This is a genomic window from Micromonospora sp. WMMD1120 (assembly GCF_029626235.1).
Classification (GTDB): Bacteria; Actinomycetota; Actinomycetes; order Mycobacteriales; family Micromonosporaceae; genus Micromonospora.
On record NZ_JARUBO010000005.1, the window covers coordinates 5,521,038 to 5,542,038 of the forward strand.

General features: G+C 71.7%; 20 protein-coding genes and 1 riboswitch. Of the genes, 4 read left to right on the plus strand and 16 right to left on the minus strand.

The genetic code is table 11. The annotated features are described in order from the left end of the window. Positions 1-38 precede the first annotated feature (38 nt). The 10 genes from O7634_RS25520 to O7634_RS25565 form a co-directional block, all read right to left on the minus strand. A complete protein-coding gene (locus O7634_RS25520; protein WP_278152661.1) occupies positions 39-803 on the minus strand; it encodes a maleylpyruvate isomerase family mycothiol-dependent enzyme in 765 nt (254 codons plus the stop codon). A 55-nt stretch (positions 804-858) separates the two neighbouring features. Further along, positions 859-2,238: a glucose-6-phosphate dehydrogenase gene (gene zwf, locus O7634_RS25525; RefSeq protein ID WP_278152662.1), complete on the minus strand. Its 1,380-nt coding sequence runs from the start codon at positions 2,236-2,238 to the stop codon at positions 859-861. A gap of 163 nt (positions 2,239-2,401) precedes the next feature. Beyond that, positions 2,402-2,851, minus strand: coding sequence for a hypothetical protein (locus O7634_RS25530; RefSeq protein WP_278152663.1), 450 nt, complete (start codon positions 2,849-2,851; stop codon positions 2,402-2,404). An 11-nt stretch (positions 2,852-2,862) separates the two neighbouring features. After that, the gene (locus O7634_RS25535) at positions 2,863-3,366 is read right to left on the minus strand and encodes an EndoU domain-containing protein (protein WP_278152664.1); all 504 of its coding nucleotides are present in this window, start codon (positions 3,364-3,366) and stop codon (positions 2,863-2,865) included. A 3-nt stretch (positions 3,367-3,369) separates the two neighbouring features. Then, the gene (locus O7634_RS25540) at positions 3,370-3,864 is read right to left on the minus strand and encodes a hypothetical protein (protein WP_278152665.1); all 495 of its coding nucleotides are present in this window, start codon (positions 3,862-3,864) and stop codon (positions 3,370-3,372) included. A 1-nt stretch (position 3,865) separates the two neighbouring features. Further along, positions 3,866-4,198, minus strand: coding sequence for a hypothetical protein (locus O7634_RS25545; RefSeq protein WP_278152666.1), 333 nt, complete (start codon positions 4,196-4,198; stop codon positions 3,866-3,868). Continuing rightward, positions 4,195-4,611 (minus strand): YbaB/EbfC family DNA-binding protein, encoded by a 417-nt coding sequence (locus O7634_RS25550; RefSeq protein ID WP_278152667.1) that lies wholly within the window; start codon positions 4,609-4,611, stop codon positions 4,195-4,197. The genes O7634_RS25545 and O7634_RS25550 overlap by 4 nt, the downstream gene beginning before the upstream one ends. Before the next feature lie 49 nt (positions 4,612-4,660). Further along, the gene (locus O7634_RS25555) at positions 4,661-5,569 is read right to left on the minus strand and encodes a PhzF family phenazine biosynthesis protein (protein ID WP_278152668.1); all 909 of its coding nucleotides are present in this window, start codon (positions 5,567-5,569) and stop codon (positions 4,661-4,663) included. A 140-nt stretch (positions 5,570-5,709) separates the two neighbouring features. Beyond that, positions 5,710-7,818: a heavy metal translocating P-type ATPase gene (locus O7634_RS25560; RefSeq protein ID WP_278154078.1), complete on the minus strand. Its 2,109-nt coding sequence runs from the start codon at positions 7,816-7,818 to the stop codon at positions 5,710-5,712. Between the two features lie 436 nt (positions 7,819-8,254). Beyond that, positions 8,255-8,989, minus strand: a complete 735-nt coding sequence (locus tag O7634_RS25565; protein WP_278152669.1) for a hypothetical protein — start codon at positions 8,987-8,989, stop codon at positions 8,255-8,257. A gap of 321 nt (positions 8,990-9,310) precedes the next feature. Between O7634_RS25565 and O7634_RS25570 the strand changes: the two genes are divergently transcribed. Further along, the gene (locus O7634_RS25570) at positions 9,311-10,306 is read left to right on the plus strand and encodes a tyrosine-type recombinase/integrase (RefSeq protein ID WP_278152670.1); all 996 of its coding nucleotides are present in this window, start codon (positions 9,311-9,313) and stop codon (positions 10,304-10,306) included. Between the two features lie 6 nt (positions 10,307-10,312). Here the strand turns inward: O7634_RS25570 and O7634_RS25575 are convergent, their stop codons facing one another. The 3 genes from O7634_RS25575 to O7634_RS25585 all read right to left on the minus strand — a co-directional run bounded on the left by O7634_RS25575 (position 10,313) and on the right by O7634_RS25585 (position 14,014). After that, complete coding sequence (locus O7634_RS25575; RefSeq protein WP_278152671.1) at positions 10,313-10,963, minus strand: fasciclin domain-containing protein; 651 nt, start codon at positions 10,961-10,963, stop codon at positions 10,313-10,315. A gap of 71 nt (positions 10,964-11,034) precedes the next feature. Further along, positions 11,035-13,134, minus strand: a complete 2,100-nt coding sequence (locus O7634_RS25580) for a M14 family zinc carboxypeptidase (protein ID WP_278152672.1) — start codon at positions 13,132-13,134, stop codon at positions 11,035-11,037. A gap of 100 nt (positions 13,135-13,234) precedes the next feature. Beyond that, positions 13,235-14,014 carry an endonuclease/exonuclease/phosphatase family protein gene (locus tag O7634_RS25585; protein WP_278152673.1) on the minus strand — a complete coding sequence of 260 codons (780 nt, stop codon included), beginning with the start codon at positions 14,012-14,014 and terminating at the stop codon, positions 13,235-13,237. Positions 14,015-14,197: 183 nt separating this feature from the next. Between O7634_RS25585 and O7634_RS25590 the strand changes: the two genes are divergently transcribed. Both O7634_RS25590 and O7634_RS25595 read left to right on the plus strand, forming a co-directional pair. Then, complete coding sequence (locus O7634_RS25590) at positions 14,198-14,971, plus strand: TSUP family transporter (protein ID WP_278152674.1); 774 nt, start codon at positions 14,198-14,200, stop codon at positions 14,969-14,971. Next, positions 14,971-15,741 carry a GNAT family N-acetyltransferase gene (locus O7634_RS25595; RefSeq protein WP_278152675.1) on the plus strand — a complete coding sequence of 257 codons (771 nt, stop codon included), beginning with the start codon at positions 14,971-14,973 and terminating at the stop codon, positions 15,739-15,741. The genes O7634_RS25590 and O7634_RS25595 overlap by 1 nt, the downstream gene beginning before the upstream one ends. A 4-nt stretch (positions 15,742-15,745) precedes the next feature. On the opposite strand, the gene O7634_RS25600 is transcribed toward O7634_RS25595, so the two are convergent. Both O7634_RS25600 and O7634_RS25605 read right to left on the minus strand, forming a co-directional pair. After that, complete coding sequence (locus O7634_RS25600) at positions 15,746-16,255, minus strand: peptide deformylase (RefSeq protein WP_278152676.1); 510 nt, start codon at positions 16,253-16,255, stop codon at positions 15,746-15,748. 31 nt (positions 16,256-16,286) lie between these two features. Next, on the minus strand, positions 16,287-17,507 hold the full coding sequence (locus tag O7634_RS25605) for a chorismate-binding protein (protein ID WP_278152677.1): 1,221 nt from the start codon (positions 17,505-17,507) through the stop codon (positions 16,287-16,289). Between the two features lie 123 nt (positions 17,508-17,630). Here O7634_RS25605 and O7634_RS25610 point away from each other — a divergent pair, with 123 nt between their 5' ends. Further along, complete coding sequence (locus O7634_RS25610) at positions 17,631-17,831, plus strand: DUF5999 family protein (protein ID WP_089000314.1); 201 nt, start codon at positions 17,631-17,633, stop codon at positions 17,829-17,831. A 138-nt stretch (positions 17,832-17,969) separates the two neighbouring features. On the opposite strand, the gene gcvP is transcribed toward O7634_RS25610, so the two are convergent. Beyond that, the gene (gene gcvP / locus O7634_RS25615; RefSeq protein ID WP_278152678.1) at positions 17,970-20,792 is read right to left on the minus strand and encodes an aminomethyl-transferring glycine dehydrogenase; all 2,823 of its coding nucleotides are present in this window, start codon (positions 20,790-20,792) and stop codon (positions 17,970-17,972) included. 73 nt (positions 20,793-20,865) lie between these two features. Next, a riboswitch (glycine riboswitch) is annotated at positions 20,866-20,964 on the minus strand. Positions 20,965-21,001 lie beyond the last annotated feature (37 nt).

Genomic DNA, 21,001 nt, shown 5'->3' on the forward strand with positions numbered 1-21,001 from the left:
ACCGTGAGCTGAGCGGTCACTCAGCAACCGGCGGCGTCCTACACCTCCGGCTCCCAGGCGAAGAGCCGGTCGAAGATCCGCCGATCCCCGGCCACATCCACCGACTCCATCGGACGACGGCCGTACAACGCCAGCACCAGCTCACTGGCCGTACCCCGGGCGGACACGTCCGCTGCGGTATCCGACCCGGCCAGACGGGCGGCCCGCGCACCGTCACCGGACAACCACACCCGCCAGGACCGCCCCTCGGTGGCGTGGTAGTCGACGACCGCCGGCTCGTGCGGCCACGCCCCGGTCGTCGCGCAGACGGTGAACACAAAATCCTCCACACCGTCGAGCGCCACCACCGCCGGCAGCGGCTGCCCGTCACCCACCGCCAGCTGCGCGTCGTACGTGTGCACCGAGATCTCCTGGAGCTGGTGCCGCGCCACCGCGCCGCAGGTCCGCGGCGACTGCGACGCACCCCACCACGTCCAGCACCCACGATCCGGGCCGGCCTCGCGCACCGCGTCCAGCAGCAACCGCGTCGACTCCGCCAACCAGGCCGACAACGCCGCGCGCTCCTCGGGCGCGGCCGGACCCGGCGACGGGAGCCGACCCGGGACGTCCGGCCCCGCGGCGACGGTGGCGGCCCACGACCGACGCCCGTCACCCAGATGCCGCACCAGGTCCCACAACGTCCACTCGGGACACGTCGGCACCCGCACGCCCAGGTCGGGCGCGCCGGCGACCGCGGCCCTGAACGCGGCCGACCGTTCGTCGATCAGTCGTAGGAGATCAGGAAACGCCAGAGCCTCGTTCACCGAGGTTGTCTACCACCGGCCGCCGCGATCGGACACCGAATATCGCCCCGCCGCGCTACCGCAGGTCCGGGACGTGCCAGCCACCCGCCAACGCCTCGGCGTCCGCCGGACCCCAACTACCCCTGTCGTACGACAGCACCGGGGTCGGCAGATCCAGGATCGGCGCGACGATACGCCACTCCTGCTCGATCGTCTCCTCCCGCGCGAACCGCAGGTGCTGCCCGTCCATCGCGTCGTCGAGCAACCGCTCGTACGCCTCCTGACGGCGACCCAGCGCCGCGCCGAAGTCGACGGACAGATCCACCGGGCGGCTGGCCACCTCGGCGCCCGGACTCTTCGCCTGGATCGACATCGTGATGCCGTCACCACGACCCAGCCGGAACCGCAGCAGGTTCGCCGCCGTCGCCGTGCCCCGCTCCGCCGGAATCAACGACCGCTGCGGCTGCTTGAACTCCACCACGACCTCCGTCGCCGTCCCCGGCAACGACTTACCCGTCCGCAGATAGAACGGCACACCCGCCCACCGCGGTGAGTCGACCGTCAACCGGGTCGCCACGAACGTCTCCGTGTTCGAGTCCGGCGCCACCCCCGGCTCGTCCCGGTAACCCGCGTACTGCCCCCGCACCGTCGACTTCGGCGACAACGGCGCGACCTGCCGCAACACCGCGACCTCCGCCTCCCGGAACGCGGTGGTGTCGTCCCCGGCGGGCGCCTCCATCGCGATCAACGCGACCACCTGGAGGATGTGGTTCTGCAACACGTCACGGGTCGCGCCCACCGTGTCGTAGAACCCGGCGCGGCCCTGCGTGCCGAACCCCTCGGCGAGGGTCACCTGGATGTTGTCGATGTGCTCGTTGTTCCACAGCGGCTCGAACAACCGGTTGGCGAACCGGAAGGCGTACAGACCCTCCACCGCCTCCTTGCCGAGGTAGTGGTCGATGCGGAACACCCGCTCCGGCGCGAACGCCGCCCGCAGCGTGCGGTCCAACTCCCGCGACGACTCCAGGTCACGCCCGAACGGCTTCTCCACGACCACCCGACCCCGGTCCGCCAGACCCACGGCCGCGAGCCCCGCGACGACCGAGGCGAACACCGCCGGAGGAATCGCCAGATAGAACAACGGCCGCTCGGCACCCCGCAGACGCTCCGCCAGCCGCTCGTACGTGGCCCGGTCCGCGTAGTCACCGGAGATCATCACAAGGTTGCCCGCCAACCGGTCGAAGACCTCGTCGTCGATCTCGTCGGTGGCCTCGGCGACCGACTTACGGGCGGTCGTGACCAACTGCTGATCATCCCAGGGGGAGCGGGCCACACCGACAACCGGAACATCGAGGCGATCACGCCGGGTCAACTCGTACAGCGCCGGAAACAGCTTCTTCGACACGAGGTCACCGGTGACACCGAACAGCACCACCGCATCTGAGCGCTTGTGCATGGCACTTCCATTCGATCATGATCCTGATCTTCCGAACGGAGAACCATCCGACCCGTCACGGGCATTCCCCGCGAACGGCGCACGTGAGGTCGGCGACAGCGACCGCGCCCACAACCGCCGGCCCGGGTGTGACGCGGGCAACGCCGCCGCCCGCACCGGCGAATCAGAACAGCCGCCCCCGGTACGGATGCGCCCGACCCCACACCTTCTCCCAGAGCAGCACCTCAGCCTCCGGCAACGGCAACTCCGGCGAATACTCCCGGTACGCCCCCGGCGCCTCCGGAATCGCGGCCAGGAACCCCCAGTAGTCCTCCAACACCTGCCGCAGCTCGTCGAGCGAATACGCCCCCTGCTCGCTGTCGGCGAAGTGGTTGCGGAACCGGATGCCCGACCCGTCGACGACCACGTCGTAACTCCCGCTCGTCCACGGCTGCACCGGCCGACCCGCCGCGGCGTCGTCCACCATCGCCAACCCGTCGAGCACGACCCCGAGATGCTTACCGAGCTCACTCATCGCCCACGCGCCCAGCGGACGGTAACGGTCGTAGCGAGCCGGATCGATGTCGAACCGCACGCCACCGCTGTCGGCGAGGAAGAACCTGATGAGAGGCAAGAAAATCTCCGTCAGAGCGTCGGCCAGCCGTTGCCCAGAGTGCCGTTGGGACCATACCAGCCCTCGATCCGCACACCCCGGTAGACGCCTTCCCACATGTTCGTGCCCGGAATGGCGGTAGCCCGCTGAAACGCCGTCGGGATGGCCGCGTCCACCTGCGCCGGCGTCCAGTGATCAGGAAAGAACGTGCTCACCCCCTGGTTACCACTCTTGGGCACCCACCGATTGGTGACCGGGTCGAAGTATTCCGGACGCGCGGAATACGGACCGTCCGGCGTCGGCCGGTTGACCGAACCCGGCACCACCCGACGATCGGGAAAATCCTGACCACCGGGACGGTAGTGGTACCCCGACCCGTACGGGTTGTTCGGATTGTTCGCCGGCCGCCGCACATCACCCCGGAACACGTGACTACGACGCTCATGGTCCAACCGCCCCGGACGCTGCCGCCGCCGCGCCTTCCTCAGGTACCGGAAGGCCGCCGAGATGAGCTTCCCGCTCGACCGCCCCGCCACCGGCTACGCCTCCAGCAGCGTGAACAACACCTCTTGGAAGAGGTTGCCCACCACGGTGCGGGCCAACTGGTGGAAGATCGGAATCTCCAGCAGCGTCGCGCCGAACGTCGCCGCCGCCGTCGCTATCGCCTGCGCGATCTGGATCGCCAGGACCACCAACTGGACGATCACCGCGATCTTCAACGCCAACACGATCATGGCGCAGATGACCAGACCCGTACCGGTCAACGTGGCCGCCGGCACCCCGTCCCGGATGCTCGCCACCGGGCCCTCCTCGTTGCCCCACCACTGCTGGAAAGCGGTGATGTCGGCACCACTGTTGCCCGCCCACACCGGCGTGGCGCCCGCATTGGCCGAACCCACGATCGAACCGAGCGTGCCCGCGAAGGACATCCACGCCTGACCCATCTCGGCGAGCTTCTGCTCATCCGCCTCCGGCCAGTTGAACCCCAGAATGCCCAACAACGACCGCAGCTCGTCCGGCAACTGGAGACCCACGTCAACCCCCCAGCCCCTGCTGAAGCGCCTCGAACGACCCGCGGATGCGTTCCTCCACCTCCCGGTAGGTCGACGCCATCGCCCCCAGGTCCACACCCGCCGCGCCGATCTCCTCCACCGCCGTGGCGAAACAGTCGAACGCGAACTCCGCGACCGCCTCGTGCGCCGCCCCGATCAACGACCCGATGTCGTCAGCACCCCACGGCTGCCCGAACGCCGCCAACTCCTGCTGGAACGCCGCCAACGCCTGACCGAAATCACCGGCGACCTTCTCCAGACCCGACCCGGACGACGCCAACGCCACCGGATCCACCTGGATGCCCGGCCCGGTCACCGGCCATCACCCGCGCACCGCACCAACATCTCCTGCGCCTGCACCAACTGGTTGGTGAACGCCGACAACTGCTGACCGGTACGCTCCTGGATCTCCCGCAACCGCTCACCGAGGCCACCGAGATCCGCCCCGCCACCCGGCACACCGGCGTTGGCCTGAAGATCGGCCAGCGACGCGTTCACCGCGGCGGTCACCTCCTCGGCCAGCGCCTGGCTGCTCCACCGCATCACCCGCGGGTCGAGGACCATCTCGGTGACCCGCCCGGGCAGCTCCGTGCGCACCACAACCATCCCGTCGGCGGCCGTGCCCGCACCCGTCGGCGGCTCACCCGCACCCTGCTGGAACTCGTCCAGCGCCGCCATCGTGTCGGACAGCAACTTCCCGAGACCGGACGCATCGACAGGGCCTGTCACGTCGCGCCCCCTTCACATCGACCGACGTGAAAGAGCCTAGAGGAGCCTGTCAATCCGGCACAGCCCCGGCGCCCGGCGCGCCGACACCCCCTCGAACGACAGTCACCATCCCCCCGACCAGCACCCGCGAACCGCCGACGCCCTGGCGGACCGAGGCGGTGATCGTCGCCGGCTCACCCACCGCGTCTCCCATGTCGACCGTCAACCCGACCTCGCCCGCACCCGCCAGGCGAGCGGCCAGACAGGCGGTGCTGTTCACGTTCGCGATGTCCTCGACCACACCGATCGACGGCGCGAACATCCGCGCCACCACCGGACCCGAACCGCTGGGAACCGCGTAGACATAGCAACCGAGCAACCCCAACCGGTCGCACACCGCACGAAGCCGCCGACTGTCGGGGGAGAGGGCCCACACCGTCTCCGGCGTCCCCACCGGCACCAGCATCCGCGCCCGCCCCAGCGACGCCACACACGCCCCCACCCGACGACCACCACCGGCGACACCGAGCGCGTCGGCGACAAGCCCGACCTCCACCGCGCCGGCCTCGCGTACGGCCACCGGCCCCGGATCGAACGCGGCATGGATCAGGTCGCCGTCACGTACCGCCCGGCCGACGAACGTACGCCCCGACACCCGCAACCGGAACTCGTGCTCCACCCCACTCCGGCGCGCCGCCAGGAACGCCACAGCGGCCATCGTCCCGTGCCCACACGCCGGCAGTTCCCCCTCGGCGGTGAAGAAACGCAGCTCCACGACCCCGTCCGCCGCACACCGCACGAACACGGCATGCGAGGTGCCCATCCCGACCGGCACCCGCCGCCGATCGGCGTCCGTGAACGCCACACCCGACGTGGGGGAGCCACCCTCATCGACCACGGCCGTCGGGCTCCCACCGCGCCCGTCGCGCAGGCACGTCCGTACGACGACCCCACGCGCGAGATCGTTCTCCGATGCCATCGCCGTCGCCTCCAGTGCGGAACCGAGAATGAACCTGGCGTTCGACCGATCAGCGGCCACGACGACAGCCCGACAACACACCCCGCGGCCAGCGTGCCGGGCGGCGCGCCAACACTGCCGGCGCGGTCATGCGCCTCACGCTAGCCGGCCGACGCCGGGTCCTTCGGGGCGAGGCCGCGGTCCAGACCTGAACCGTCCGGTTGGCGTAGCCGCACGCGGCGCAGCAGTTGGGCGTTGATCGCGACGACGATGGTGGAGGCGGACATCAGCACCGCGGCGACCGCGGGACTCAGGCTCACCCCGGCCCAGGACAGCGCCCCGGCGGCCAAGGGCAGGGCGACGACGTTGTAGCCGGCGGCCCAGGCCAGATTCTGGATCATCTTGCGGTAGGAGGCGCGCGAGAGCCGGATGACTCCTGTGACCCCGCGCGGGTCCGAGGAGGCGAGCACAACGCCCGCGGATTCGATGGCGACGTCGGTGCCCGCGCCGATGGCGATGCCGACGTTGGCGCGGGCCAGCGCGGGAGCGTCGTTCACGCCGTCACCGACCATCGCCACCCGCAGGCCCCGGCGTTGCAGCTCGCCGACCGCCTCGTCCTTGTCGGCGGGAAGCACCTCGGCGAAAACCTCGTCCTCCCCGGTCCGGAAGCCGAGGTCGGCGGCGACCGCCTCGGCCACCGGGCGGGCGTCCCCGGTGATCATCACAATCTTGCGGATGCCCTGCTGACGTAGGTCGGCGATCGCCTGGCGCGCCTCAGGACGGACCTGGTCCTCGAGCGCGAGGGCGCCGATGACGCGTGCCTGCTCGCCGTCGAGGCGCAGCAGGTGTAGTACCGCCGCACCGCGGCGGGACCACTCGGCCCGGTGCCCGTCGAGGTCGCCCGGTGCCGTGGCGTCGAGTTCGCGCAGCAGGGCGGGCCCGCCGAGGGCGTAGCTGACACCGTCGACGTCGGCGCGTACCCCCCGACCGGTCAGCGACCGGAAGCCGGTCGCCGTACGTCGGATGCCCTGCTGGGCGGCGGCGGTGACGATGGCCCGCGCGAGGGGATGTTCACTGTCGGCCTCCACCGCCGCCGCGACGGCCAGTACGTCGGTCTCGCTGACGCCCTTGGTGCCGGCGACACCGGCGACAACGTGCTCGCCGCGGGTCAGGGTGCCGGTCTTGTCGAACAGCACCGTGTCGATGGTCCGCATCCGCTCCAGGGCAAGGCGGTCCTTGACCAGGATGCCGCCCTGCGCGGCCACGGCGGTGGACAGGGCGATCACCAGCGGGATGGCCAGGCCCAGCGCGTGCGGGCAGGCGATCACCAGAACCGTCACGGTGCGGACGACGGCCTCGTCGAGGTTGCCGGCCAGTGTCCAGATCAACAGCGTCGCAGCGGCGGTGACGGTGGCGATGTAGAACAGCCAGGCCGCGAACCGGTCAGCGAGGACCTGCGCCCTGCCGCTGGACTGCTGGGCCTGCGCGACCAGACGTTGGATGCCGGCCAGGGCGGTGTCCTCACCAACGGCCTCGACGCGCACCCGGATGGCCGCGTCGGTGGCCACCGTGCCGGCCACCACCCGGTCGTCACGTTCGCGGCCGACCGGCCGGGACTCGCCGGTGATCATCGACTCGTCCAACGCAGCGCGGCCGTCGGTGATGCGCCCGTCTGCCGGCACCCGCCCACCGGGGCGCACCAGGACGACGTCGCCGACGCGCAGGTCGCCGACGCGCACCCGTTCGGGCTGACCGTCACCGCGGAGGCGTTCGGCGTCGTCGGGCAGCAGCGCGGCCAGAGCCGACAGGGCGCCCTGGGCCTGACCAATGGCCTTCATCTCCTGCCAGTGCCCCAGCAACATGATCGTGACCAGAGCCGCCAGCTCCCACCAGAAGTCCAGGTCGAACACGCCCAGGGCGGTCGCCGCCGAGGCCACGTACGCGACGGTGATGGCCATCGCGATCAGCAGCATCATCCCCGGCGCCCGGTCACGGACCTCCCGCACCGCGCCCTGCAGGAACGGCCACCCGCCGTAGACGAACACCACAGTGCCCAGCACCGGGCCCACCCAGTCGACGCCCGGGAAGTCCAGCCGGTAGCCGAACCAGTCCTTCACCATGTGGCTCGTGACCACGATCGGCACCGTCAGGGCCAGGCTCAGCCAGAACTTGCGGCGGAACATCTCTGGATCGTGACCGGCGTGCTTGTCATGCCCGCCGTGCCCGGCGTGGCCGCTGTGTCGGTCCACGGTCTCACCCGGGGTCGGCATCTGGTGGTGCTCGTCGTGCGACATCCTCATCGCCTCCTCACCTTCAACATACCCCTGGGGGGTATACCGGTCCAGGTGTGTGGGTCGATGTTCCGCACGTCACCCGTGTGACTCAGCATTTGTCAGCGGCACGGGACAGGAGAGCGGAGTTGGTCACTTCGCCACCAAAGGAGCAGTGGTCAGCGCCCCGACAGACGTGATCGCCCACCTGCGATACGCCGACGCGTCGCCGCCGGCCGCGCGACGGTGCGCGCCTTGAGGCGATTGGGAGTGCAGCTGCACGCCCGTGCCGCTCACCAACGCGGCAGCACGCTCCGAGAAAACCCGGCAGCACGCTCCGAGAAAACCCGGGCGATGGCGCCGCGACCGCCGTGGCACCGATTCGATAATGCACATTATGTAAAGTAGTGTGATCTGACGGTCCCCTCGACAGTGGTCAGTCCCGGGTCAGCCCGGGTGGGCAGGCGTCCTCGTCCGGTGCGACGGGGCGTGCGTTCACCAGCGGGTTGCGCCGCAGACGCGCCACCACGGCGGCGCTCGCGCCGATGTCGGTCCAGGTGTCGTCCCAGAGCGCGGAGACGAGCCAGGTGCGATCGACCGGGAAGAACAGATCCGGCAGCGCGCCCTCGCCGCGCATGTGCCCGGTCCTCCAGGTCAGCGCCTGCTGTGGGCCGGCCAGGACCAGCACGTACGGCCAGTCCGCGTAGAGGAACACCCGCGGAGCGCGCGGAAAGACTACGTCGTGCGCGCCGGTGTCCAGATAACCCAGCCACCAGGGCTGGTCGGCGGTGCACGCCACCAGGGCCTGCACGACGGCGCGCTCGTGCGTGTGCGGGCTGACGCCCTCCGGCGGGTGGACGGTGGCGTAAGCCTCGAACACCGGCGGGATGGCGGCGGTGACCGAGAAGCTTGGTGTGGTCCGCCCGGTGATCCAAGCGACGTCGCCCTGGGCGCCGACCCGCCAGGTTCGCCCGTCCTTGGTGACGTTCGTGGACGTCGACTCCTCCTCGCCCCGACCGGGCGCGGTGGCCGGGGACGCCTCCGGTACGCGGGCCGGCCGGTCGGCCCGCGGCCACCGATGACCTTCGGGGCACCAGGACGTGGATTGCTGCCCGTCCCGGTATTCGAGGGGCATGCCGCGTCGACCGCACTCGGGACAGGGCTGTCTCACGTCCCGCACGATACGTGCCTGCCGGCCAGCGCCGTCCGCTCCAGGAAACTGGCACGTGCACCGCCATGTCAATCTTGGACAGTTTCCGTTTTTCGCTAACGGAAACTGTCCAAGATCTCGCGACGCCGACAACAGCGACGGCGTCTGGTTGCGCCGCTGGTCGGCGCGTCCGGCTGCCTGGCCTCCGACGGTCACGTCGGTGACGTCTGCCGTCGCGTGCCCGGCACCGCCGGCCGACGGGCGCGTCGACCAGCGGTACCGCCTCGTCTCCCCCTCTTCCCCCACTTCCGCGAAACCCGAAAATGCTGCATAATATCCCTTATGCATGACAAAAGGGACGAATCGGTGGGCGTGTTGATTGAGGAGTTCCTGACCGCTCGGGCCACGCGCAAGCCCTCCCCGCACACCCTGGCGGCGTACCGCAGGGATCTGCGCGCGGTGGCGGCCCTGGTCGCGGATGACCCCGCCACTCCCCTCCCCCTCGACGAGCTGTTGATCACTCACCTCTCCCCCCGGGTGATGCGGGCGGCGTTCGCCCGCTTCGCCGCTCCCCGCGCGCCCGCGTCGGTGCACCGGGCCTGGTCGACCTGGAACAGCTTCTTCACGTTCCTGGTGGCCGACGGGATCGTGGCCGGCAACCCGATGCCGGCCGTCGGGCGTCCCCGGGCGCTGCTCCCCCAGCCGAAACCCCTGCGCGGCGCGGACACTCCGGAGGTGCTGCTCGCGTCGGTCGCCCGCAACGAGGGCCGGCAGCGGGACCCCTGGCCGGAGCGGGATGTGGCGGTGGTGGCGGTGGCGCTCTGCGCCGGTCTGCGGCTGTCGGAGTTGCTGGCGTTGCGGGTCGACTCGCTCGGCGGTCGGCCCGGTGAGCGGCGGCTCGAGGTGGCCGGCAAGGGCGGTCGGCCGCGGGTGGTGCCGATCGAGGCGGATCTGGACCGGGTGCTGGTGGACTACCTGGACAGTCGGGCGCGCCGCTTCGGTTCCCGGTCGGTACGTCCCGACTCGCCGCTGCTGGTGGATCGGCGTGGAGAGCCGCTGCGCCGGGGCGGGCTGCAGTATCTCGTCGAGTCGTGTTACCGGCGGGCGGGCATCGGTGACCGGGTGCCGCGGGGCGCGCGGTTGCACGCGTTGCGGCACACCTTCGCGACCCGGTTGGCGGAGGACGGCGCGGGCGCGGCGGAGATCATGCGGTTGTTGGGGCACGCGTCGTTGGCGTCGTCGCAGACGTACATCGAGGTGACGGCTGGGCAGCAGCGCGACGCGGTCCGGGCCAACCGGACCAACCGGGCGCTGGCGGCGTTGGTGCCGCCGGAGTGAGCGTGGTCAGTGCGCGCGGTGGCCGGTGCCGTCGGCGGTGACGGGCAGGGGTCCGAGGACGGCGTTGATGATGTGGATGCGGGCGTTGGTGGCCTGGTAGTCGGCGCAGACGGTGTCGGCGCGGTCGGCGAGTCGGGCGGCGGTTCCGGCGCGGCTGACGGTGAGGGTGGTGCCGTCGAGGGTGGTGGTGCGGCCGGCGGTGGTGAGGGCGTCGATCGGGTGGGCGCCGGTGACGAGGTGGGCTCTGAGCAGGGTGCGCAGGTGGTCGTGGTGGTGGGTCATGAGGTCGTCCCAGTTGTCCTCGGAGAACGTGGCGGCGAAGGCGTCGTCGGAGGGTGCCAGGACGGTGACGGTGGTGCCGGCGGGCAGGTCGGCGAGGACGCCGCTGGTGCGTACTGCCGCTTCGAACGTGGTGAGGGTGGGGATCCAGCGCAGCGCCGCCTCGACGGGTTGGGTGGCGAGGTAGGTCGGGTTGCCGGGGTCGGTGCCGGTGGGTAGGGCGGCGCAGAGTGGTCCGGTGACCGTGGGGCCGCTGCTGGCCGGCGCGGGGGTGTCGGCGCGGGGCGGGGTCGGGTGGCTCGTGCAGGCGGCCAGCAGCAGGGTCGAGGCGAGGAGGCCGAGGGCTCGCCGTCGGGGTGGGGTGGCGGGGTGCGGCACGGCGTCCTCCAACGCGTTCGGGGTCCGGTGTGCCGGCGACGGCCGGGGTCGTCGCCGGCACACCGGGGTTGTCACAGTGCCGCGCACTCGGTGGTGCGGGGGCCGTGCACGGTGTTGGTGATGCCGAGGTTGGTCGGTGCGGGGTTGTTGCCGGCGCAGGCGAGGGGGCCGCGGATGGTGGTGCCGGCCAGCACCGGGGTGTCGGTGCCGGTGGTGTTCGTGGACAGGTCGAGCGGTCCGGCGACGGTGACGTCGATGAGGGAGATCGCGTCGGTGGTGTCGGTGATGCGGGTCGGGCCGTAGACGGTGCTGGCGGCGAGGAGGATGCCGGCGGCGCCGGTGGTGGCGAGCGGGCCGTTGATCGTCGTGGCGGTGGTGACGAGTGCCGCGCCGGGGCGGACGGTGACCGGGCCGTTGATGGTGGCGTTCGCGGCGCAGGTGAAGCCGGTGACGGTCAAGGTTCGGTTGCGGCGGCCGGTGACTGTGGGATAGACGCGTTCGCCGTCGGTGAGCTTTTCGACGCCGGTGGGGTCGAGCAGCAGCGGGATGAGGCCGCGTTCGGGTTGGTTGAGGGGCACGTAGTGGCCGTCGGGTGTGGTGATGACCTTCCAGCCGTGGGCGGCGATGCGCTGGGCGACGGTGGTGCCGACGCCGGCGGGTCCGTCGGTGCGGGTGCCGTGGTACTGGGCGTCGGTGAGTTTGTAGGCGCAGGGTGGGTTGTCGAGGATGAGGTTGGCGGGGGGCGCGTCGAGCGGTGGTGGGCTGTCGCCGGGGTGGGGTGCCGGGTGGGCGGGGATGGGTCGGGAGCCGCGGAAGACCAGTCGGCCGGTGTTGGCGGCCTGGAGTTCGATGGCCTGGGCGCGGGCGGTGAGGATGGCGGCGCGGTCGGCGCGGTGGTAGTCGAGGAACTGGTGGAAGGTCCAGAGGGCGGAGTAGGTCTTGCGGCGGCGGTTGTTGGCGGTGTTGCCCTCGTCGGGGCGGGTCTGGCCGCCGGCGCTGCGCAGTTCGAGCAGGGAGTTGGTGACGTTCTTGAGGCCGAGGGTGTTGCGCAGGATGGTTTCCTCGCTGAGGCCGACGTTGCCGCCGCCTTCGCAGCCGTAGGGGCAGGGCCACCAGCCGGCTTCGGCGCCCTTGGCGTACATGTGGCCTTCGATCATGTCCTGGGACTGGTCGAAGATGGGTTGGGCGACGTTCTGGTGTCGGGGCGGCAGCATGGGCAGGTCGCCGGCGCGGGAGTTGCCGAATTCGTGGCCGTCGTAGCCGGCGACGGGTCGGTAGTCGCGGACCATCCTGATGTACGCGGTGGTTTCGGGTTGGCGGATCAGGGAGTAGTCGCGGTTGAGGTCCTGGCCGGTGGAGTTGCCGCGGGTGTTGGCGGCGCGGCCGTCTCCGTTGATGGTGGGGACGATCAGGACTGTGGTGTGGCTGAGCAGGTCGGTGACGCGGGGGTCGGTGCTGAAGGCGAGTTGGCGGGCCATGATGAGGCAGGCTTCGCGGTCGCCGGGTTCGTTGCCGTGCACGTTGCAGTTGATGGCGACGGGGGCGGTGGCGGCGACGGCCTGCGGGGTGGCCGGTGGGGTGGGGTGGCCGATGAGGAGCATGTTGATGGGTCGGTTCTGGACGGTGCGGCCGAGTTCGACGACGCGGACGCGGTCGCTGAGGGCGTCGATGGCGGCGGTGTAGGCGTACTCGTCGGTGTCGCTGGTGTATTGCGCGGCGTGGGTGGTCTCCCACTGGGTGCGTAGCTGTTGGCCGGGGGTGTCGGGGTTGCCCCAGGGTGCGGTGGTGGTGGCGGTGACGGGGTCGGAGTAGGGGTGTTCGGTGGTGTCGGTGCGGGCGCGTACGCGCCATCGGAAGGTGTCGCCGGGGTGGAAGCCGGCGTCGGCGAAGGTGGGGGCGTGTGGGTTGATCTGGCGGTTGGGGCGCCAGATGCCGACGATGGTGGGCGCGCCGGTGGGGGTGTCGGTGGCGTCGACGGGGGTGCGTTCGATCTGGTAGTCGGTGGCGCCGTCGACGGGTTGCCAGGCGAGGGTGGCGTAGCCGTCGGCCTGGCGGACGGTGAGGGCGCTGACCTGGTCGGCTGGTGCGGCGTTGGCGGGGGTGGGCGCGGTGGTGAGGGTGACGGCGATGAGGGTGGACACGGCGATGGCGGTGGGTCGCTGGCGTCTCATGTGGCCTCCGACGGGGTGATCGTGGCGCGTTTCGACCAGCATGATCGTCGAAGTTCGTCGATGCAATGATCTTGAGGGATTCTTGCGTGTTGCTGCCGGGTCAGCCGAGGTCGACCAGCAGGGGCCGGTGGTCGGAGATGGTGGACACCGGCGCGGTGACGGCGCGGACCGGTGGTAGCTGGTCGAGGGCGTGCCGGTCGGCGAGGATGTGGTCGAGTTGGACGCGTGGTTGTCCGGCGGGGTAGGTGGGGTGTCGGCCCAGGGGGTGCCAGCCGGAGACGAGCCGGGCCGCGCCGGCGGGCAGGTTGAGGTCGCCGAGCAGGACGCGGGGGGCGGGTAGCGCGCGCAGGGCGCGGACGGTCTGGCGGAGTTGGCGGGCGTTCCAGCCGGGGACGAAGGACAGGTGGGTCGCGGCGACGGTGAGCGGGCCGTGCGGGGTGTCCAGGACGGCTGCGAGGACGACGCGGGGTTCGTCCTCGAGGAGGATGAGGCCGCCGCGGGGGCCGGGGACGTAGACCGGTGAGCGTACGGGCGCCGGTTTGAGTCGGGTGACGTGCCAGCTGCGTACGGGGTGTCGGCTGATCAGTCCGATGCCGTAGCAGGGTTCGCCGTGGCCGTCGTCGTCGTGGCGCAGGGGGCGGAACTGTTCGCCGGGGGTGCCGACGACGGCGGCGGCGAAGCGGTGCTGCGGTGCGTCGAGGGCGCGGGCGGCGACGGAGGTGAGGTCGAGGTTGCCGCTGCGGTGTTGGTCGCGGTCGACTTCCTGCAGGGCGAGCACGTCGGCGTCGAGGGCGGCGATGGCGGTGGTGAGCCGGTCGGGGTCGACGAGCCCGTCGGCGAGGGATCGTCCGTGCAGCACGTTGAAGGTGGCCAGGCGCACTCCTGCACCATACGTGTCCGTGGCATGGTTGCCGGGTGGTGAAGGCGTTGCTGTGTTCGGGGTTGGTGTTCGTGGTGGTCGGGGCGTGTGGTGTGTGGTTGCGGCGTCGGCGGGGTCGCTGAGGGGTGAGGCTGGCCACTGGGCGCCCTGGTCGCCGGGTCGCAGTGGGCAGAATTGCCGCCCGTGGACGCCGTATCGCTGAGTACCCTGCTGGCCGCCGCGGCGATGGCCGGGTGGGTGGATGCCGTGGTCGGTGGTGGTGGGTTGTTGCTGCTGCCGGCGTTGCTGGTGGCCGCCCCGGGGTTGCCGGTGGCCACCGCGTTGGGCACGAACAAGTTGGCCGCGATCTTCGGTACGGCCACGGCGGCGGCGACGTACACCCGCAGGACCACTGTCGATTGGCGGGTGGCGGGCCCGGCGGCGGGTGTGGCGGTGCTCAGCGCGGGGGTGGGCGCGGCGTTGGCCGGTTCGGTGCCGGCGTCGGCGTACCGGCCGGTGGTGCTGGTGGTCCTGGTGGCGGTGGCGGTGTTCGTCCTGCTGCGGCCCCGGCTGGGGGTGGTGGCGGTGCCGCGGCGGCGCACGCCGGTGCGGGTGGCGACGGTGATCGCGGTGGCCGGGGTGGGTATCGCCCTGTACGACGGGTTGATCGGGCCGGGCACCGGCACGTTCCTGGTGTTGGCGTTCACCACGTTGGTGGGTGCGGACTTCGTGCACGGTTCGGCGATGGCGAAGGTGGTCAACGCGGGGACGAACCTGGGCGCGCTGGTGGTGTTCGCGGTGACCGGGCACGTGTGGTGGCTGTTGGGAGCGGCGATGGCGGTGTGCAACATCGCCGGGGCGGTGCTGGGGGCGCGGATGGCGTTGCGGCGCGGCGCGGGTTTCGTGCGGGTGGTGCTGCTGGTCGTGGTGTTGGCCCTGGTGGCGAAGCTGGGTCACGACCAGTGGGTGGCGCGCTGATGGTGGTGCGCGCGGAGCACGACCGGGCGGTCCTGGCGCGGTTGCTGGGTCGTGATCCGGTGCTGCACGCCTACCAGTTGGGTGACCTGGACGACTTCTTCTGGCCGTACACGTCGTGGTTTCGTCGTGGTGAGCAGGTCGTGTTGCTGTACCACGGTGCGGACCCGCCGACGTTGCTGGCGTTCGCCGCGCCGGCGGACACCGCGGCGCTTCGGGTGTTGCTGGCGCGGGTGGCGCCGGTGCTGCCGGCGCGACTGTACGCGCACCTCTCCCCCGGGCTGGTCGACGCGGTGACTGGGGTGTTCGGCGTCGACGCCGGTGGGCGCCACCACCGGATGGCGTTGACGGACCCGGGCCGGCTGGCGGGGGTGACGCCGGCGGGTGTGCCGCTCGGGTCGGCGGACCTGCCGGCGTTGCGGGAGTTGTACGCGCGGGCGTACCCGGGTAACTGGTTCGACGAGCGGATGCTCGACACCGGGCAGTACCTGGGGGTCCGCGAGGGTGGTCAGCTGGTCGCGGTGGCCGGGGTGCACGTGTACTCGCCGGCGTACCGGGTGGCGGCGTTGGGCAATGTCACGACGCGTCCGGGTTGGCGGGGTCGGGGGTTGGGCGCGGCGGTGGTGGCGGCGCTGTGCGTGCGGCTGCGGGAGAGCGTGACGCACGTGACGTTGAACGTGAAGGCGGACAACGTGGCGGCGGTGCGCCTGTACGAGCGGGTGGGGTTCACCCGGGTCGCCGACTACGACGAGTGGACGTTGACGGCCCGGTAGCGGGTCAGCGGCGGCGGCTGGGTGAGTCGAAGCGGCCGGCGCGGATCTCGCGCAGGGCGCGGCGGCGGGTGTCGCCGCGCAGGGTGTCGACGTAGAGCCGGCCGTTGACGTGGTCGGTCTCGTGTTGCAGGGCGCGGGCGAGGAAACCGCTGCCGGTGATGGTGAGCGGCTCGCCGTGCTGGTCGACGCCGTGGGCGGTGGCGTGCAGGGCCCGCACGGTCGGGAAGTACAGCCCGGGGATGGACAGGCAGCCCTCGTCGTCGTCCTGGATCTCGTCGGACAGGTCCAGGGTGGGGTTGATCAGGTGGCCGCGGTGCCCGTCGGCGTCGTAGACGAACACCCGGGCGCTGACGCCGATCTGCGGCGCGGCGACGCCGGCGCGGCCGGGCGCGCCGAGCAGGGTGTCCATCAGGTCGGTGACGAGGCCGCGCAGCTCGGCGTCGAAGGTGGTGACCGGCTCGCATTCGGTGCGCAGGACGGGGTCGCCGATGATCCGGATGGGCCGCATGGTCATGGTGGTCAGGGTATCGCCGGCGGTGGCGGGGTCAGTGTTCGGCCAGGGTGGCGCGTATCGGGGCGGTCTTCGCGGCGGCTTCGGCGACCTCGGCGTACGGGTCGCTGTCGATGGTGATGCCGCCGCCGGCCCAGGTGTGCAGCCGGTGGCCGTCGGTGGCGGCGGTGCGGATGGTCAGGCCGAGGTCGACGCGGCCGGGGGCGACCCAGCCGAGGGCGCCCATGCTGGCGCCGCGGCCGACGGGTTCGAGGTCGCCGATCTGGGTCAGCGCGGCGCGTTTCGGGGCGCCGGTGACGGAGCCGCCGGGGCAGGTGGCGCGCAGCAGGTCGGCGAGGCCGAGGCCGTCGGCGGCGGTGGCGCGCACCGTCGACTCGGCCTGCCAGAGGTCGCACCAGCGGCGGACGGTGAACAGTTCGTCGACGGTGACGGTGCCGGTGGCCGCGACGCGGGCCAGGTCGTTGCGTTCCAGGTCGACGATCATGATGTGTTCGGCGCGTTCCTTGGCGCTGGCGAGCAGGTCGGCGCGGCCGGCGGCGGTGGCCGGGCGGGTGCCCTTGATGGGGCGGGTGACGAGTTGCCCGTCGGTGACCTCGACGAGGGTTTCCGGGGAGGCGCAGCCGATGGCCCAGCCGTCGCCGGTGAGAACGCCGCCGTAGCGGGCGCCGGGGAGCCTGCCGAGGCGGCGCAGGGCGGGCAGTGGGTCCCCGGCGTACGGGGCGGCGGCGTGGCCGACGAGGTTGGTCTGGTAGACGTCGCCGCGGCCGATGGCGGCGCGTACGCGGGTGACGGCGTCGGCGTGCTGCGCGGGTGTCCAGCTCTCCGTCCACGGGCCGAGCCACCACGGCGTGGGCGCGCCCGCCACACTGCGCCCGGTGACGCCGTGGTGGTAGACGACGACGGCGAGGTCGGGCAGTGTCGGCGCGGGTTCGGGCGCGGTGGTGGGGGCGCCGGCCAGCAGCGCCCCGGCGGCGGCGGAGAGGTAGAGGGCGGCGCCGCAGACCCCGGTGTCGCGGTGCGCGGGCGCGGGGCGGGTCAGGTCGTGCAGGGGGATGCCGTGCGCGGCGAGGAACCGCTCGGCGAGGGCGGCCGGGTCGCCGCCGTCGCGGACGTGCCAGTGCAGGCGGGCGCGTTCGGTCAGCGCGCCGCGGCAGGCGGGCGGGGCGGCGGGCGCATCGACGGGTGCCGCTGAACCGCTGGTCGTGCCGCGTACCTGTGGGAGCGTTTCCACGCCGTATGGTCCAACCTTCCTCATCCGTTCAGTGGATTTCCCGGTCACCGGGCGGGCACCTGGTCGATGCTGGCCACCTTTGCTTGGTACTGTGCGTCACTGGTCATGTGAACCATGACACAGTGCCCCCACAGTCCGGAGAACCCGATGTGCCAGCACCAACCGACCTGTCCCTCCGCCGAAGCCACCGACCGGGAAGCCGCCCGCGTCCTCGCCTGCTTCCCTGAGCAGGGCTGGAGCCTGCTCTGCAACGGTGTCATCGTCTTCGAGGACACCGGCGAGCTGCTTCCCGACGGCAGCAGCATCGCACCTCACCGTGGCCCCGCTCGCCACGCCCTCGTGGCCTGATCGACCACTCAACGTAATCAGACCACGCCGCTGACTCCTCCTCGCAGCGGCTGCCGGGGCGGCCCGAACACCGCCCGCCCCGGCGCGCGCCGGCCGCCGCGCCCCGACCCCGCAGCGCCGGGACGCCCACCCGCGTTGTCAGTCCTCGAACGCCTCCGGCGACGGGCACGAGCAGACCAGGTTCCGGTCGCCGTACGCGCCGTCGATGCGCCGCACCGGCGGCCAGTACTTCCCGGCCCGGTCCACCCCGGCCGGGTACGCGCCCACCGACCGCGGGTACGGGTGCGGCCACTCGTCACCGCTGACCATCGCCGCGGTGTGCGGCGCGTTCGCGAGGGGGTTGTCCCCCGCCGGCCACTGCCCCGAGCCGACCTGGTCGATCTCCGCGCGGATCGCGATCATCGCGTCGCAGAACCGGTCCAGCTCGGCCAGGTCCTCGCTCTCGGTCGGCTCCACCATCAGCGTCCCCGCCACCGGGAACGACATCGTCGGCGCGTGGAACCCGTAGTCGATCAGCCGCTTGGCCACGTCGTCGACGCTCACCCCGGTCGCCTTCGTCAACGGCCGCAGGTCGAGGATGCACTCGTGCGCCACCAGGCCCTTGTTGCCGGTGTACAGCACGTCGAAGTGCCCCCGCAGCCGCGCCGCCACGTAGTTGGCCGCGAGGACCGCCACCCCGGTCGCCCGGGTCAGCCCTTCGGCGCCCATCATCCGCAGGTACGCCCACGGGATCGGCAGGATCCCCGCCGACCCGTACCTCGCCGCCGAGATCGCCGGCGTCGCGTCGGCGTGCGCGCCGAGAGGGTCACCGGGCAGGAACGGCGCCAGGTGCGCGCGCACCGCCACCGGACCGACACCCGGGCCGCCTCCGCCGTGCGGAATGCAGAACGTCTTGTGCAGGTTCAGGTGCGACACGTCAGCGCCGAACTTACCCGGCTTCGCGAACCCGACCAGCGCGTTGAGGTTCGCCCCGTCGACGTACACCTGCCCGCCCGCGTCGTGGACCTTCGCGCACAGCGACGCGATGCCCGTCTCGTACACCCCGTGCGTCGACGGGTACGTCACCATGATCGCCGCGAGCGCGTCCCGGTGCTTGTCGATCTTCGCGTCCAGGTCGACCAGGTCGACGTTGCCGTCGTCGTCGCAGGCCACCACGACGACCCGCATGCCGGCCATCACCGCCGACGCCGCGTTCGTGCCGTGCGCCGACGACGGGATCAGGCACACGTCGCGGTGCGTCTCCCCCCGCGACGCGTGCCAGGAGCGGATCGCCAGCAACCCCGCCAGCTCGCCCTGCGACCCCGCGTTGGGTTGCACGCTGACCGCGTCGTAGCCGGTCACCTCCGCCAGCCACGACTCCAACTGGCCGATCATCTCCCGGTACCCGACGGTCTGCTCCGCGGGCGCGAACGGGTGGATGTGGGCGAACTCCGCCCAGCTGATCGGCTCCATCTCGGTGGTCGCGTTCAGCTTCATCGTGCACGACCCCAGCGGGATCATCCCCCGGTCCAGCGCGTAGTCGAAGTCCGACAACCGCCGCAGGTAGCGCAGCATCGCCGTCTCCGAGTGGTGGCCGCGGAACACCGGGTGGGTCAAAAAGTCCGTCGTGCGACGCAACCCGGCCGGCAGCGCCACGTCCACGTCCCCGTCGAACGCCGGCACCCCGAACGCCTCCCACACCAGGCGCAGGTGCTCCTCGGTGGTCGTCTCGTCGCAGGAGATCCCCACCCGGTCGGCGTCGACCAGCCGCAGGTTCACGCCCCGCCCGGCGGCCGCCGCGACGACCGCCGCCGCCCGCCCCGGCACGCTCGCCGAGACGGTGTCGAAGAACGCCACGTCCGCGACGTCCACCCCACCGGCGCGCAGCCCGGCCGCGAGCCGCGCCGCCATCGCATGGGTACGCGTCGCGATGTCCCGCAGCCCGTCCGGGCCGTGGTAGACGGCGTACATGCCGGCCATCACCGCCAGCAGCACCTGCGCGGTGCAGATGTTGCTCGTCGCCTTCTCCCGCCGGATGTGCTGCTCACGGGTCTGCAACGCCAGCCGGTACGCCGGGTTGCCGTCCGCGTCGCGCGACACCCCGACCAGACGCCCGGGCAGCATCCGCTCCAGGCCCGAGCGCACCGCCAGGTAACCGGCGTGCGGCCCACCGAAGCCCATCGGTACGCCGAACCGCTGGGTGGTGCCGGCGGCGATGTCCGCGCCGATCTGCCCCGGCGCCCGCAGCACCGTCAACGCCAGCAGGTCCGCCGCGACGGTCACCAGCGCTCCCACGGCGTGGGCCGCCTCGACGAGCCCCGCGTCGTCGCGCACCGCCCCGGACGCCCCCGGGTACTGCAGGTGCAGGCCGAAGAACTCCGCCGGCAACTCGTCGCGCCGCACGTCGACGACCCGCACGTCGATACCGAGCGGCACCGCCCGGCTGGTGATCACCGCGATGGTCTGCGGCAGGGCGTCGGCGTCGACGACGTACACCGGGCTCTTGCTCCTGGACGCCCGCCGCGCCAGGGTCATGGCCTCCGCCGCCGCGGTGCCCTCGTCGAGCATCGACGCGTTCGCGGTCGCCAGACCGGTCAGGTCGGTGACCATGGTCTGGAAGTTCAGCAGCGCCTCCAGCCGACCCTGGCTGATCTCCGGCTGGTACGGCGTGTACGCCGTGTACCACGCCGGGTCCTCCAGCACGTTACGGCGGATCACCGCCGGGGTGTGCGTGCCGTGGTAGCCCAGGCCGATCATCGACACGGCGACGGTGTTGCGCGCCGCCAGGGACCGCAGCTCGGCGATGGCCTGCGCCTCGGTCGCCGGGTCGGGCAGGTCGAGGGTGCCGTGCCAGCGGATCACCTCGGGGATCGCCGCGTCCATCAGCTCGTCGATCGAGTCGTGCCCGACGACCTGCAACATCCGACGCTCGTCGTCGGGACCGGGACCGATGTGACGGGTGGCGAACTGTTCTGCGGTCATGGGGCGCTCCCGGGGGCGAGGTCGACGTGTCGGCCTCCCCCTCTGTCACACCCGTGACGGGCGCTCCACAGTGCCTGCCCACGAGGTCCTTTTGCCTGAGAGGTTCCGGGGAGGATTTGCCCCTTCGGCGCCGCCGGACGGGGTGTCGGGCGGTCTCTCCCACGTGGGTGTTACCGGCATGGTCAACGCTACCAGCGTCGGTGTTTCCG

What these genes read in the sequence shown, in the direction of transcription:
- zwf (WP_278152662.1), bottom strand. Translation starts at nt 2,238, where the DNA reads ATGCACAAGCGCTCAGATGCGGTGGTGCTGTTCGGTGTCACCGGTGAC.
- O7634_RS25555 (WP_278152668.1), bottom strand. Translation starts at nt 5,569, where the DNA reads ATGGCATCGGAGAACGATCTCGCGCGTGGGGTCGTCGTACGGACGTGC.
- O7634_RS25560 (WP_278154078.1), bottom strand. Translation starts at nt 7,818, where the DNA reads ATGCCGACCCCGGGTGAGACCGTGGACCGACACAGCGGCCACGCCGGG.
- O7634_RS25570 (WP_278152670.1), top strand. Translation starts at nt 9,311, where the DNA reads ATGCATGACAAAAGGGACGAATCGGTGGGCGTGTTGATTGAGGAGTTC.
- O7634_RS25580 (WP_278152672.1), bottom strand. Translation starts at nt 13,134, where the DNA reads ATGAGACGCCAGCGACCCACCGCCATCGCCGTGTCCACCCTCATCGCC.
- O7634_RS25595 (WP_278152675.1), top strand. Translation starts at nt 14,971, where the DNA reads ATGGTGGTGCGCGCGGAGCACGACCGGGCGGTCCTGGCGCGGTTGCTG.
- O7634_RS25600 (WP_278152676.1), bottom strand. Translation starts at nt 16,255, where the DNA reads ATGACCATGCGGCCCATCCGGATCATCGGCGACCCCGTCCTGCGCACC.
- O7634_RS25605 (WP_278152677.1), bottom strand. Translation starts at nt 17,507, where the DNA reads ATGAGGAAGGTTGGACCATACGGCGTGGAAACGCTCCCACAGGTACGC.
- O7634_RS25610 (WP_089000314.1), top strand. Translation starts at nt 17,631, where the DNA reads ATGTGCCAGCACCAACCGACCTGTCCCTCCGCCGAAGCCACCGACCGG.
- gcvP (WP_278152678.1), bottom strand. Translation starts at nt 20,792, where the DNA reads ATGACCGCAGAACAGTTCGCCACCCGTCACATCGGTCCCGGTCCCGAC.